Source organism: Mesorhizobium sp. P160927 (assembly GCF_057766385.1).
This window is the reverse complement of sequence record NZ_JBYMDW010000001.1, coordinates 5,331,402-5,345,494: the sequence shown is the minus strand read 5'-3', so window position 1 is coordinate 5,345,494 and position 14,093 is coordinate 5,331,402. Positions and strand designations below refer to the sequence as shown.

At 59.8% G+C, this 14,093-nt stretch carries 12 protein-coding genes; 5 read left to right on the top strand and 7 right to left on the bottom strand.

Features of this window, described 5'->3' with window-relative positions:
• The first annotated feature begins 442 nt into the window (after nt 1-442).
• Complete coding sequence (locus AC3CB8_RS26115; RefSeq protein ID WP_198019226.1) at nt 443-3,052, top strand: bifunctional diguanylate cyclase/phosphodiesterase; 2,610 nt, start codon at nt 443-445, stop codon at nt 3,050-3,052.
• A 231-nt stretch (nt 3,053-3,283) separates the two neighbouring features.
• Here AC3CB8_RS26115 and AC3CB8_RS26110 read toward each other — a convergent pair whose 3' ends face one another.
• From AC3CB8_RS26110 to AC3CB8_RS26095, 4 genes are all read right to left on the bottom strand, one after another.
• On the bottom strand, nt 3,284-3,931 hold the full coding sequence (locus AC3CB8_RS26110) for a phosphatase PAP2 family protein (protein ID WP_051410572.1): 648 nt from the start codon (nt 3,929-3,931) through the stop codon (nt 3,284-3,286).
• Nucleotides 3,932-4,552: 621 nt separating this feature from the next.
• Nucleotides 4,553-5,368, bottom strand: a complete 816-nt coding sequence (locus AC3CB8_RS26105) for a metallophosphoesterase family protein (RefSeq protein WP_023781568.1) — start codon at nt 5,366-5,368, stop codon at nt 4,553-4,555.
• Between the two features lie 19 nt (nt 5,369-5,387).
• On the bottom strand, nt 5,388-6,338 hold the full coding sequence (locus AC3CB8_RS26100; protein ID WP_352548027.1) for a diacylglycerol/lipid kinase family protein: 951 nt from the start codon (nt 6,336-6,338) through the stop codon (nt 5,388-5,390).
• 60 nt (nt 6,339-6,398) lie between these two features.
• A complete protein-coding gene (locus AC3CB8_RS26095) occupies nt 6,399-6,539 on the bottom strand; it encodes a hypothetical protein (protein ID WP_352564686.1) in 141 nt (46 codons plus the stop codon).
• Between the two features lie 40 nt (nt 6,540-6,579).
• On the opposite strand from AC3CB8_RS26095, the gene AC3CB8_RS26090 reads away from it, so the two are divergent.
• Complete coding sequence (locus AC3CB8_RS26090) at nt 6,580-6,900, top strand: hypothetical protein (RefSeq protein WP_352564688.1); 321 nt, start codon at nt 6,580-6,582, stop codon at nt 6,898-6,900.
• A 143-nt stretch (nt 6,901-7,043) separates the two neighbouring features.
• Here AC3CB8_RS26090 and AC3CB8_RS26085 read toward each other — a convergent pair whose 3' ends face one another.
• A complete protein-coding gene (locus AC3CB8_RS26085; RefSeq protein ID WP_023773544.1) occupies nt 7,044-8,114 on the bottom strand; it encodes a LacI family DNA-binding transcriptional regulator in 1,071 nt (356 codons plus the stop codon).
• A 192-nt stretch (nt 8,115-8,306) separates the two neighbouring features.
• Between AC3CB8_RS26085 and AC3CB8_RS26080 the strand changes: the two genes are divergently transcribed.
• From AC3CB8_RS26080 to AC3CB8_RS26070, 3 genes are all read left to right on the top strand, one after another.
• Nucleotides 8,307-9,149, top strand: a complete 843-nt coding sequence (locus AC3CB8_RS26080) for an ABC transporter substrate-binding protein (RefSeq protein WP_051407661.1) — start codon at nt 8,307-8,309, stop codon at nt 9,147-9,149.
• 87 nt (nt 9,150-9,236) lie between these two features.
• A complete protein-coding gene (locus AC3CB8_RS26075; RefSeq protein WP_352575541.1) occupies nt 9,237-10,778 on the top strand; it encodes an amino acid ABC transporter permease/ATP-binding protein in 1,542 nt (513 codons plus the stop codon).
• 70 nt (nt 10,779-10,848) lie between these two features.
• Nucleotides 10,849-11,970: an NAD(P)/FAD-dependent oxidoreductase gene (locus AC3CB8_RS26070; RefSeq protein ID WP_352595359.1), complete on the top strand. Its 1,122-nt coding sequence runs from the start codon at nt 10,849-10,851 to the stop codon at nt 11,968-11,970.
• A 916-nt stretch (nt 11,971-12,886) separates the two neighbouring features.
• On the opposite strand, the gene AC3CB8_RS26065 is transcribed toward AC3CB8_RS26070, so the two are convergent.
• On the bottom strand, nt 12,887-13,114 hold the full coding sequence (locus tag AC3CB8_RS26065) for a hypothetical protein (protein WP_023773548.1): 228 nt from the start codon (nt 13,112-13,114) through the stop codon (nt 12,887-12,889).
• 425 nt (nt 13,115-13,539) lie between these two features.
• The gene (locus tag AC3CB8_RS26060; RefSeq protein WP_084056228.1) at nt 13,540-13,770 is read right to left on the bottom strand and encodes a DUF6074 family protein; all 231 of its coding nucleotides are present in this window, start codon (nt 13,768-13,770) and stop codon (nt 13,540-13,542) included.
• Between the last annotated feature and the right edge of the window lie 323 nt (nt 13,771-14,093).

Below are 14,093 nucleotides of genomic sequence, written 5' to 3'. Positions count from 1 at the left end.
AGAGGCTGCAGATGATCTGGTGGAGCTCACGCCGCGCACCGCCATTGAGGAAGTAGCGGGGCGACCTGAGGAAATCAGACTGTTCAGCTGGCTCAGCGCAATTATGGCGCGACATCGGAAGTGAGAGCGCCGGGGCCGCCGACCCGCTCCCAACCTGCAGGCACGTCAAACAGCCCTTCCGCCCTCAATGCACTCAGAAGGCGCCACGTCTTGCTCGCCCAGGCAGTTGGGGGACGCTCGTCGCGGTGTTCCTTCCAAGAGTGCCGCTCTTCAGACCCCGATGCCGGCTTCATGACCTCCTTGCGAGCGCGCCATCCAATGCTGAAATTGCTCGGCATGATGGAAAAGCAAATTTAAGTACTTTCTACTAGGGTCGGCCGAGGGTTTGTCCCGGGAAAGGTATTTGGGTCAATTGGCCAGCATCGCATCCAGTCTCAGTCAGTTGAGACGCTCGGTTTTGTCTTCAGCGAACCTGCCGGCGGCGATCGCTTTTGCGGTGCTTGTGATCTGCGCCGTTTTGGCGGACCGTGAAAACAGGATCGTTTCGGACCAACTGGCGCGCGCCGACGTCTTGGCCAAGGTGAACATCATTAGGGCCAAGCTGGAAGGCAACATCAACGGCAATCTCCAGCTTACGCGCGGCCTCGTTTCGGCGATCGTGACCGAGCCCTATATGGGGCAACAGAGGTTTGCGGCCCTGGCCAGCAACCTGTTTGAGCAGGAATCTCAGCTGCGCAACATCGCCGGCGCGCCGGACCTCGTTATCTCGCTAATGTATCCAATGCCCGGCAACGAAAAGGCCATCGGCCTCGATTATCGCAAGAACGATGCCCAACGCACCGCCGCCCTCAGGGCGCGCGACCTGCGGGCGCCCGTGCTGGCCGGTCCGGTCGACCTGGCGCAGGGCGGCCAAGGTTTCATCGGCCGCTTTCCGGTCTTCGTGAAGACGGCGGGCGGCGGCGATCGCTTCTGGGGCATCGTCTCGGTCGTCGTTGACGTCGAGCGCCTCTATAAGGCAAGCGGTCTTTTCGACGGCAATCTCGACATCGAGATCGCGCTGACCGGCAAGGACGGCCTTGGCGGGACGGGTGATCGCTTCTTCGGTGGCGCGAGTGTCACGCGTGCCAACCCGGTGACCGAGACGGTGCATCTGCCGTCCGGTTCCTGGCAGATCGCCGCGATCCCCAGAGGTGGCTGGGCCGCATCGGCGAAGAATGCCTGGGCCTTGCGGGCCATCATGGCATTGGCCGGTGCGCTTGTGGTACTGCCCATTCTGGTTGCGGGGAGACTGTTCGGCGAGAGGCAAAAAAACTTCGCCGAGCTCAGGCGATTGTCCGGTCGCCTGGAACTCGCGCTGGATGCATCGGGGATCGGTGTCTGGGAGCACAATATTGCCACCAACGAGCTGGTGTGGGACGACCGTGTCAACGAAATCTACGGCAGGCCGGCTGATGGGAAGCCGCGCGGCTATGATGACTGGGCGTCAGCGATTCATCCGCAGGACATCGAACGGGCGCAGCGGGATTTCGATGCGGCTGCGGCGGTAAAGGGCCCTTATTCGTCGCAATACCGGATCGTCCATCCGGATGGCGAGATCCGGCATGTGCGCACGCGCGCGACCTATTTCCAGGAGCGCAACAACACGCCCAGGATGATCGGCGCCGAATGGGACGTGACAAGCGATGTCGTGCTCAACGAAAATCTTGTGCGAGAAAGGCAGTTATCGGAACTGCGGAACGCCGAGCTTGAAGTGGCCAAGGGGCGCATCGAACATGTGGCGCTGCACGATTCGCTCACCGGCCTGCCGAACCGCCGCTATCTCGACGAAATGCTGGCGAAGACCGCCTGTCAGGGTGAACGAACCGCTCTCCTGCATATGGATCTCGACCGCTTCAAGCAGATCAACGACACGCTCGGGCACGCGGCCGGCGACGCCATGTTGATGCATGCCTCGAAGGTGATCACGGCCAATGCGGGACGAGCCGACTTCGTCGCGCGCATTGGCGGCGACGAGTTCGTGGTCATTTGTGCCGGGCGCGACGACGCCGAACTCGCCGCACTGGCCGACCGCATCATCGATGAGATGCGGCAACCCGTCGATTTCCGTGGCCACCAGTGCCGGTTCGGCGTTAGCATTGGAATTGCAGCGAATACGGGTGAGGGGCTCGACGCACGGCAACTCCTGGTCAACGCTGATCTCGCCCTTTATCGGGCGAAGAGCCGGGGCCGAAACCGCTACGAGTTCTTCAACGACGAGCTGCAAAGTGAAATCGTGCAGACCAAGCGGACCGCCGACGAGATCCTTGGCGGCCTCGAGCGCAACGAATTCATCGTTTTTTACCAGCCGCAGTTTGACGCCGGAACCTTGGAGATTGTCGGCGTGGAGGCCCTGGCACGCTGGCGGCACCCGACGCGCGGAATCCTGGGCCCCGACGTCTTTCTCAGGGTTGCGGAGGAACTGAACGTCGTCGCGCTGATCGACCGAACGGTCCTCAAAAGGACGTTGGTCGACTTTGAGCGCTGGCAGCTTCAGCACCTCGATATTCCACACGTTTCCGTCAACGTCTCGGCACGCCGGCTTGAGGACAAGGACCTCATCGATGGCCTGCGCAAGCTCAACATCCGCGAAGGCACGGTCTCGTTCGAACTTGTCGAGTCCATCTTCCTCGATGAGAATGACGACCTCGTCGCCTGGAACATCGAGCACATCAAGGACCTCGGTATCGACATTGAGATTGACGATTTTGGCACCGGCTACGCCTCGATCGTCAGTCTGCTCAAGCTCCAGCCGCGCCGACTGAAGATTGATCGCCAGCTGATCACACCCGTCACCAGCTCGCTGCCGCAACGGCGTTTGGTGTCATCCATCATCGAGATCGGGAAATCGCTCGGAATCGAAGTGGTGGCCGAGGGCGTCGAGACGATGGAGCATGCGCGCATCTTGAAGGAGCTCGGCTGCGACCTGCTGCAGGGCTACGCGCTCGGCAGACCGATGGACGCCAAGGCCTTGGAACGCTTCGCCCAATCTCGCAAATGGCCGGCCACGGGATAGCCGTCTGGCTCTCACCGAGTTGGCTTGGCGTTGATCTTGCAAGAATGGAAGGTTGTGCGGCTTCCTCGGCTATCCGCCCTAGTCATCTGGAACTCAAGTCCGTTGGATTGTCAGCTGTTCGGCTAGTCGAAGAAGGCCGGAGCGATGGCGAACGCAGGCCGGCCGACGGCGCCTCTGGAGGCCGGCATATCGCAGCCTGTCGGAGCAAGATTGTTCCGAAAGAAAGGCGGATCAGGACCCGCGCCGCTGCTCAATACAATGGGCCGCCGACCAGCAAAGGATTGCCCAAGCTGATCCGACGCACCATCCTGCAAGTACATCCGTGGGGTAGTGAACGCCGAGATAAATCCGGCTCGTTCCGACCATGATGGTCAGGAACACCGCCAGGGCAACGAAATACCCTTTCACCCGGCGATCAGGACTTGCCTTGGCCAGCAAAGCTCCAAGCGTAAGGAAAGTGACAGCGGACAACATCGCGTGGCCGCTCGGAAAGCTGGCGGTAAAGACCCTGGTGGTGTGGAAAACGTCGGGTCTCTGCCGATCAAAGGCGACCTTCAAAACTGTGCTCAGGGCCTCTCCACCAGCCACCGCGGCGGTGACCAACCACGCGTATCTCCGCTTCTGAGTTATCAGCAGGTAACCTATGGCCGCCAGCGATACAAAACCCAGGAATGCGACGCTGCCCAAGGCCGTGACGTCGCGGCCCATTTCCTCCAGCCACGGCGGCCCGATCAGATTCGTTGGATCATCGGCGCTCCGAAACGCCATGAGCACGGCCCGGTCGAATCCGCTCGTGTCACCCTCGGTAACTTCCTCGGCCAGGAGGCTGAATCCGAGGACAAGGCCGCCAGCCACAAGCAATGAAGCGATCAGCCACATAGAATCGCTGCGAAAGGCTCGCAGAAGGCCGTTTGACGAAGAGGGCGGGTTGAATTCCATCCATTCAAGCTAGGGGGCGACTAAGTCTCGTCAATCATTTCTTCCGCCGAACGCTGCTGAAGCGCCATCAAGTCGCGTTCGATATTATCGAAAGGGTGAAGCGACCGCTCGACGACCACCTTCGACCAATAGTTTTTCTAGGTTCCCGAATGTGGTTCTCACGCCGCAACACTCCAACCGATCCGCGTGGCCTGCAATCGGGAAATTGGGGGGATGTCGATGTTGCTGCCGATTACACCGACTTGTTCCCTAGGCAACGGAGAGTGTCTTCCGTACTGGACCCTCAAAAGCGCTCGATCGAAAATGGCGAGGCAAGGAGGGGCCGCTCCTGTGAGATTGGTGGCGCTCTCTTTGCGTCGGTGCGGGAGTGGCTGAAGAAAAGTACGCCGGCGCTTCGACCGCTTCTTTAGAAGCTATCTAAAAAACGAATCCGGGTTCCTCGTTATAGTGGCCAAGTTTGGCCGACAGGAGGGGCTCGCCACCATCCATGATGACGGGGATGTCTAGAAAATCTCTGCCGCGCTCGCTTATCGTCGTGCCAGGTTTTCAGGCGGCCCTGGGTCACGCCTCGTCCAGCACCCAGCCATCTGGACCCAAACCGAACGAATACTTCGCCGAAGTGGAGAATTGTCTCGCCTGCGGCTGCCAAGCACGACATTCAAGGCGTATCCGTGGACGTTCGACGCGGATTATGTTGAACGAGTTCGCTGCGTCGCGACGGCGCGTTGAGACCGCCGTGCCTGCCTGAATGAGCAACGCTGCATATCGCGCTTTCGCGTAACGAACTGTACTGAGATTGGCTTGCTGGAGGTGATGATGCCCCGACAAGATGATGTCGACGCGGCTTTGCGAGAACGCCTCCATAGCCATTTTGGCTCGTCCGACGACTCCGGTCGCATGGCCGAATGTTCGCCCTTCGAACGGGTGATGGGTGACGACTATCTTGGTGGTTTCGTCAGCCAGGCCCGCAAATCGAGCAGTCATGGCAGCAAGCTGGCCGGCATTGATCCTTCCGTCCTTGATTGTAAAGGACCGCGCAGTGTTGATACCGACCACTGCGAGTTCGTCATTGGCATAAAACGGGTCCGTGTCTGCCTGGATAAAGTGCTTGTAGCGAGCAAGAGGCGTGAGCGTTCGCGCGAAGATGTTGAAGAGCGGCACGTCGTGATTGCCGGGCACCACAATTTGTGGGGTCGGAAGCGCATCTAGGAATTCTCGTGCTTGGCAGAATTCTGCCCGGCGAGCTCGTTGGGTCAGATCGCCCGATATAACCACCAAATCTGGTTTGCATGCCCGGACCTCGGCGCCGATCGCATCAACTATGCGAGTGTCCGTCGTGCCAAAATGGAGGTCGGACAGGTGCACAAGTGTTTGCAAGAAAATCTCCGCCTTCGGGTTACTTCGTATCCGGCTCCGGGACCGAGAGGACCTTTAGTGCCGCTGGTCGAATTTGAAAGTGCAGCGGCATCTTCATCGTTGTGGCCTCGCCGTCCACCGAAACAAGGGTCTCTCTTCTGTTCGAGATGATCTCGAGTCTTGACGGCCGAAGCAGTTCCAAGTCGCGATGGGGATCGACCAGGCCAAGCGCGATCTTGAACGGCAGCAATGCCAGCCCAAACCACGTTCGCCGCCTGACGACATAGACGCACAGTTCTCGTGAAGACAGGCTTTCGCGGTGCCCAAAATCGCCGACGTCGTAGAAATTGTTGCCGACGAACACGCACGGTGTCAGCACCTGGTCCTCACCCTTGTCGGCGGTGATACGCACAAACTGCCAAGATACCGCCCTCAATGTCCGAACAAGAGCGGGACCGATTGCTGCTAGTTTCCCCGCTCCTCGTCGCTTCTGTTCCGCAGAGCGTTCCGCGACAAAGAAGGGATAGAGACCGATCGACGAGTTGTTCAAGAAAACGCGACCGTTCACCTCCGCGACGTCGACGAGCACCGGACGTCTCGCCGCGATTACATCCATCGCCGCGTCAAGTTCCAGTGGCACGCAGAGGTCCTTCGCAAAGTGATTGAGGGTGCCAAGCGGAAGAACACCCAGGGCCACCTCAGTCCCGGCGAGAACGGCCGCGGCAGAGCTAAGCGTGCCATCCCCGCCGCCGACGACCAGAATGTTTTCACCCGACGTTGTCTTTTGGCCGACGAATTGCGAGGCGGCTTCGCTGATCTCGTTGCCCGCGACCAGTCTCACCTCTGCTTCGATTCCCCGCTTCAGCAAGCCGCCATGTACCGTCGTGGCAATGTCGTCGAGTGCGGCGACCGCACCAGCTCCATCGTTGATGAGGACTAGAACTGCCACCTCTGGCACCCCCAAAACACCGCTCCAGTAATCCGCCTCCACTATGCACTTGCATGTTGGCCCGGCTCCTTCCTTGACGGCAGGAGCCGGGTCGGCAGGCGGTTAGTCGTTGTCGCCGCCGTCCTGCTGAATGACCACGGGACGGTTTTGGTGATGACGTTGGACGGAACTCGTCACGGTGACGGTGTCGCGGCGGTTATGGCGGTGGCGCCAGGCATGATCGCCGTTGTCGTAGAACGCCATTTGGCCGTGATGCCGGTGATGAAGACGACCACCCTCATCATTGTATATGACGGTGGTGGCGCCGGTGGTCGGAACTTGTCAGGATAACGGTGTCGGGGCGGTGGTGGCGGTGGCGCCAGGCATGATCACCGTTGTCGTAGAACGCTATTTGGCGATGATGTCGGTGATGAAGACGGCCTCCTTCATCATTGTACAAGACGGCGTTCTCGTGATGCCGGTGATGGGTGGAGATCACCACGTCAGCCTCGGCGGCCGAAGAGATGGTCGGGACTGCCAGACAAAGCGCCAAGGTTCCCAGAATCAAAGCTTTCATGTAGATATTCCTGTCTGCCGAAACGTCATCCCTTCCACCAAGGAATGATGAACGCTTGCCTTTGTTCCGAAGCGGCGGAAGCAGGCCGTCTCCGGTCCAAAGGCGGCCACACGGGCAGGTCTCCACGCCCGGCCTCATCTCCTTGGTTCGAATTCGAGGTGAAGAGATGTTGCTGTCTCAACTGTGGTGGCTCACGGATGTGGTGCACCCACCGAGCCTCGGGTGATGATCGCGGTCCGCAGGACCAGCCTTTCCGCTGGTTGGATATCGCCTTTCAGCCGGCGGATGAGCAGGTCCGCGACGCTATGGCCAAGTGCATAGACGGGCTGGTCGACAACGGTGATCGGCGGAGTTGTGACACCGGTCCAGTCCGCATCGTGAAAGGTGATCAGCGAAATTTCGTCGGGAATCCTCATACCGCGTTGGCGAATGGTCCGCAGGATTTCCAGTGCAATGACGCTGTCAGAGGCAAGGATCGCGGTGGGTCGGTCTGGCTGGGACAGCAGTTGGTCAGTGATCCTGCGTGTGGCCTCGGCGCTTGTAGCGCCGAGCCGGACGTGGCGCTCGGGTCGATCGACTCCGGCGCCCCTGCACGTGGTGAGAAAGCCATCGATGCGCTCGCGGACCGACGACGTGTAGATTTGCCGGAGGTCAAAGTATTCGTCGCCCTTGGCTTCCACCGCGGTGACATAGGCGATATTGCGATGACCGGCGTCTATGAGCACTCGCGTCGCCTGCATGGCGGCCTCACGGTCGTCAACCGTGACAGTATCGACATCCAGGTCGGGCAGGGCTCGGTCAAGCAGGGCAAGCGGCCGACCGGAACGATGGATGTCGCGCAGATGGCTGATGTCGCGTGACTCCGAGGGTGTCACGATGAGCCCGTCGACACGCTTGCCGATCAATAGCCGTACAGCTGCCTTTTCGGCTTCGATCTTCTCGCCGGAATTCGCCAGAATGACGTTGAAGCCGGCCCCTTTCGCCGCATCGCTGATGCCTCGCACGGCCAGACTGAAGAACGGATTTTCGATGTCGCCGACGACCACCCCGATGATGCCCGATCTTCCGGTCGTCATGCTGCGGGCGAGTTCGTTCGGCCGATAATCGAGGGCCTTGGCGGCTGCCGTGACGCTCGCACGGACCGGGTCGCTGACCACACCATACCCGCCCAGCACGCGCGCGGCGGTAGCTTTCGAGACGTTTGCCGCTCGCGCAACGTCAGCGACCGTTTTGGGGCGGGCTCTGAATGGGACTTTCGTCATCGTAGAACGACTACAAGAAATGTTGACGGGAGGTCAATCGGGCGGTAGCCTGACTGATGAGACCGGTCTCATTCTGTAGAAACCGGTCTCTTTTGTAGGGCGATGAGCCGCTAAGACCCGCCTGTTGAAGGCGGCTGGAGGGCGGCCGCGAGCGAATGCCAAGAAAACAGACCTTCAGAGTGGAGAGAAGACGTGAACAAGTTTGGAATTCTTAGATGGTTGACGGCGCCGGCCCGGGCTGGCCGAGTGGCGCTTGCAATTGCGTGTGTCGGGGCTGCTTTTGTTTCGCAGGCCACCGCGGGGCAAGACAATCCCTATGGGCTTATCGATGCCAAGGTCATCAGCGTCGGCACGATGGGCGACGCTAAGCCCTACGCCTTCACCCAGGCCGATGGTACTTTCACGGGTTTCGACATCGAACTGTTCCGGAATGTCGCCAGCCGGCTAGGCTTCAAGCCCGATCAGGTGATCTTCACCGGTCAGGAGTTTTCGGCCCTGATGCCTTCGGTCGCCAATGGGCGTTTCGACATCGCGGTCGCTGCGATCGGCACGACCGAAGCGCGCAAGAAGACGGTCGATTTTTCGGACGGCTATCTCGCCGGCTACCTATCCGTTCTCACCGCCGACAAGACGATCACCTCGGCTGACGGACTCAAGGGCAAGCGTCTTGGGGTCGTGCAGGGCACGCTGCAGGAAATCTATGCCGCAAAAAATTTCGCGGGAACCGATCTGGTCAAATTCCCCGACAACAACTCGGCCGTCTCGGCGCTCAACAACGGCACCGTCGATGCTCATTTTCTCGATTACGAGGCGGCCAAGGACTATGGCCAGCGCTACCCGGAGCTGAAGATTGCAGTCAATATCCCATCGTTCGACGCGCCAGCGGGCTTCGTCATTCGCAAGGGCAACGACAAGCTGCGTACTGCGCTGAACACCGCCCTGCATGCAGCCATGCAGGACGGCACGTGGAAGACGCTTTATGAAAAGTGGTTCCCCGGTTCGCCGATGCCCGATCAATACCTCCCCAAGAAGTGACCACCGCAGCCGTCGGCCAGGGTCGGCGGCTGGAAACCTCTCTGACCGCATGATGAGTTCGCACCCGCGCCATGAGAAGGGGCCCGAATGAACTGGCTTGAAAACCTGCGTCGCAGTTTTCTCGACTGGCAAGCCATGGCCGACGTGCTACCCAGCATGATCACCATCGGACTGAAAAACACCTTGGTCCTCGCGGCCGCTTCGACGGTGCTCGGGGTCGCAATAGGCATGGTCCTGGCAATCATGGGCATTTCGCAATCACGTTGGCTACGCATTCCCGCCCGGATCTATACGGATGTCTTCCGCGGACTTCCGGCGATCGTCACGATCCTGCTGATCGGCCAGGGCTTCGCCCGCATGGGCCGTGAAATCTTCGGCCCTTCGCCTTATCCGCTCGGCATCCTTGCACTGAGCCTGATCGCCGGCGCCTATATCGGAGAGATCTTTCGCTCGGGCATACAGAGCGTCGAACGCGGCCAGATGGAGGCCTGCAGGGCGCTCAGCATGAGTTACGGCCAAGGCATGCGCCTGATCGTGGTTCCGCAAGGCATCCGCCGCGTCCTGCCGGCCCTGGTCAACCAGTTCATAGGCAATGTCAAGGATTCGAGCCTGGTCTATTTCCTCGGCCTGCTCGCATCGGAGCGCGAGATTTTCCGTGTCGGCCAGGATCAGGCGGTGGTCACGGGAAATCTGTCGCCATTGCTCCTGGCTGGCGTTTTCTATCTCGTCATCACCGTACCCTTGACCCATGTGGTCAATCACATCGACAACCGGCTGCGGACTGGAAAGCAAAAAGCTGGCATGGTCACAAGCGGCCTGGCCGAGGTGAGTGAACTGGAAGGCGCCACCAGCAGCGCATCGTCGGAGGCAGGTTTCGGATCCTCGTCGGAGCGTCCCCTGTTCAAGGGCGGCAGTCTCGCCGTCAGCAGGCTGGATATGGCTTATGGCGAGCTCGACGTCCTCAAGAGCGTCAGCCTGACGGTCAAGGCAGGTACGGTCACTTGCATCATCGGTCCCTCGGGTTCGGGTAAGTCGACGCTGTTGCGTTGCCTCAATCGTCTGGTCGAACCCAAGGGCGGCGACGTGTTGCTCGACGGAGCGAGCATCCTGGCGATGAAACCCGAGAAGCTGCGACGGCGGGTCGGGATGGTATTTCAGCAGTTCAATCTTTTTCCGGATCATACCGCTCTTGAAAACGTCATGCTGTCTTTGACCAAGGTCAAGGGCATCCCGGCGCATGAAGCTTCGCGCATCGCCGAGGCACGTCTGGCCGATGTCGGCCTTGCCGCACGCAAACACCATCGCCCCGGCAGTCTTTCGGGTGGTCAGCAGCAGCGTGTGGCAATCGCCCGCGCGCTCGCCATGGATCCGGAGGTTATCCTGTTTGACGAAGTGACCAGCGCGCTTGATCCAGAACTGGTCAAGGGGGTCCTCAATCTGATGGCGGACCTTGGCCAGCGCGGCATGACGATGGTCGTGGTGACCCATGAAATGGGCTTTGCCCGCAAGGTTGCGGACCAGGTCGTTTTCATGGACGAAGGCCGCGTCATTGAGGCCGGCACACCCGCAGCGATTTTCGACACACCCAAGAGCACACGCCTAAAGCACTTCCTGGCCGAAGTGCTTTGATCCGAAGCCGAAGAACCAGGACGACACGGTCCACTCGCACGATTCATTCTCCACGGCGAAAGAACATTCCATGCCTACACACCCGGTCTCAAAAGTCGTCGTTGTCGGGGGCGGTATTTTTGGTGTCTCGTCCGCCGTTCATCTGTCGCGGCTCGGCATCGAAACCATCCTCATCAATGATGGACCGCTGGCCAGTGGAGCGTCCGGCCGGTCGCTCGCGTGGCTCAACTCCGCACGCATGCGATCGGCTGAATATCATCAGCTGCGCATGATCGGCATCGACCGGTACCGCACCTTGTCGGCAAAATACCCGGATGCTGCCTGGCTGCGTTTCGACGGTGGTTTGACCTGGGATGCGGACGACGCCTCGAATGAGATCCTGGAAGCCTTGGCACATGAAAAGAGCCTCGGATATGACGCGCGCCATTTGCTCGCAGGCGACATTCCTTCGGCTACGCCGGGCATCGCGACAAGCGCGGTCACGCGCCAGGGCGCGATCTTCAATCCGGGTGAAGGCTGGGTCGATCTTCCGTCGTTGATCAAATTGCTGGTTGCGGAATTCGTGGAGCGGGGCGGTCAGCTCGTCACTGACGCGGGGCGCGCAACGGTGACACTTGCCACGGGGCGCACCACTGGCGTCGCGACGGAGAGGGGCGCCACGTTTGCTGCCGATGCGGTCCTCTTGGCAACGGGCAGCGACGTCCCGCGCACGGTGGCGCAAACCGGGCAGCATATCCCGGACGGAACGCCGATCGCATTACTGGTCAGGACCAAGCCTGTCGCCCTTCCACTTCGGGCGGTGCTCAACACGCCGCGGGTCGCTGTTCGCCCGACGCCGGACGGAGCTCTCGTACTCGATTCCGCATGGTCCGAAGAAGAGGTAATCGTCAATCCCGACGGTACGTATGGCGTGAAGGCTTCGACCCTCCAGGGGCTTCTCGACGAAGCCTCGAAGGTGCTTGAGGGCAATCCGGAGCTGGAGTTGGAGAGCTACGGCGTCGGTCCCAAGCCGATCCCGGGCGATGGCGAGCCGGTATTTGGTCGGCTGAAGGGCACTGAGGGATATTACGTTGCCTTCAGTCACAGCGGCGCGACGCTCGGACTGATCGCTGGCGAACTGCTTGCAGACGAGATGGCCACGGGAAACGAACATCCCTTGTTGGCCAAATTCCGCCCAACCCGGTTCGGTTGAGGAAGCGTCGAATATGCTAGTCGACTGTCAACTGTTGAGGGCCGGCAACGATCTTGTCTGTTAATCCTGCGTGAAAAACTCTTGCCGGCGATCGCTGGGCCGCGACCCTGATAATGGCGCGGTCGTGCATCTGGTGTTGGCGAACCTGTTGGCTCTGCGCGGACAGAGCCGTCAGAACAAGCGCGCTGTCTAGGTGTGAGCGAAGCCTCCATTTTTTGCTGCCCCTCCGGCCTTATAGTCGAGGCAGCTTCCGGCCGCTTTGACTATCGACGCTGAGCGCGACCCTTTGCGCCGCTTGCGAGAAAGGAAAGCGCACAGCGTCCTGGTTGTTCAGACCACAGGCGCGTCGAGTGACGGAAATCCTTGCCGAGGAACTCCTTCGCGGCAATTCGAAATGGCCTAGGATCGATGGATCGTTTGCACGTTTGTACGGCGCACGAGGGTGAAGGTGAGAAAGCAAAATCAGAGCTGGTGTAGGCTAATCCCGGGGCTGCAGCTCCACCGAGCGTAAGACCTGGAACCCCACCGGGGTTCCGAGGTCGCAACCCGGGAACAAAGCTGGACCGTCCTGCGTTGGACAGCCAATGGAACAGCTTGGATCAGATTTGGCGGCGATGGCGCAACCTGGCTACTGGTTGGCTATGGTGTTTTTGTTCATCCCTTACGCAATCGGCGTGTTGTTGCTGATCAGGTCGTGCCACTGCCTTTGACTTCATCCGCCGGCCTTGAGTTGCAGAGCGCCAGCTGCGCGACTGACCGAGTTTGCGATCTTATGTCGGAATCAGCCAGGTCGCGTGACGCGCGGTCCGAGGTCTTCTTGAAGAGCTATCCGCACTCATCCGAAGACCCCAATTCCACATTGTTGGGGACTTGTGTCAGGCCGTGAGAATTGATCGAGTACCTGCGTCTATTGGCACTATGCCGCCTGCGCAGGCTCATCGAGGTCGAACTCGACAATCTGTCCTCGATCGATCGCAGCTCTGGCGATGAGCGTTGCCAATTCACGATCAGAAGCGAGGCATTCCCGGAAAACCGTGCGTATCGCCACCACGGCAGCCGATACTGACAGCGGCCAAGGTTTGCCTCTCCTGCACTCAATATAGTGCTGAACAAGATAGTCGAGATCGCGGCGCTTCTGGCTCATCGCTGCCTCCGTTCCTGGTGAATTTGCAGGAGTGAGGCTCGCCCGCACTTAGATTTGTTAAAAGGACCCAATTTGTTTTGCTCGGGAACAATTCAGCCTAGGTGCTTGGCCAAGGAGAAGGTCGATCGTCTGATGGAAGCTCATGCCGCGGCGGCATTGTCCGGCACGTTGCCGCTTCGTATCACCGTCTGCTAACACTGGTAAGGATTTCTGGTGGCCCTGTATTCCGATTCCCAAGGCAGCACCTCGAAGTCAGGCTGATATCCGGACGCTCTGTAGTCGTCCTGCGATAGGTAACTGCACCGAGTTCCCTCTCTCACGCAGACAAAGGCGGGAACGCCCGGGCACCGGTAAAGGCCAACTATGTGCAAAACGGAACTCCTCATTGTCGTAGGCTTTTCATAGCCTGCGACAATCGTCTCCATCTATTTTGATGAAACCGTCGTTCGCATGCGTTGAACCGCATCGAAGAACCGGACGACCTCAGTGCGCGCCCGGTCTGTGTCATGGCCGCGTTCAATCGCCACTGACAACAGATGCTTAGCCGTTTCGTCCCAAAGCACGGCCGCTTCGTCATTCGGAAGCCGAGCTATTGCGTCGGCGACGATCCTAACTGAGGAAAGCTCTCGGCTTACGGGAAAGGCAGACACTGACATGGGTTGAACCGTTCGAGCCTGACACACCCGCGCGGGTTTCAGTCGGCGGGACCAGGCTAAAACAACAGTCTCCGCCAGAACACCTCTGCTCGACGACTTTCCACCGATTTCGTCAACCAATTGCAGCTTCGAGGCCTGCTCGTGCTCAGGAACACGCACGCCGGGCCGCCACCGAAAGGCATACACCGGTCGCCAGCCCAATCGAGCCGGGACCATCGGCAGGGCGAAGCCCTTTCGCGGTGAGGAGGATTTGCGGCGCACTTCGCTTTTCAGAGAGGATCACATGAATGACCTCACCATGCGGGCGAGGGGGAGACTTACGA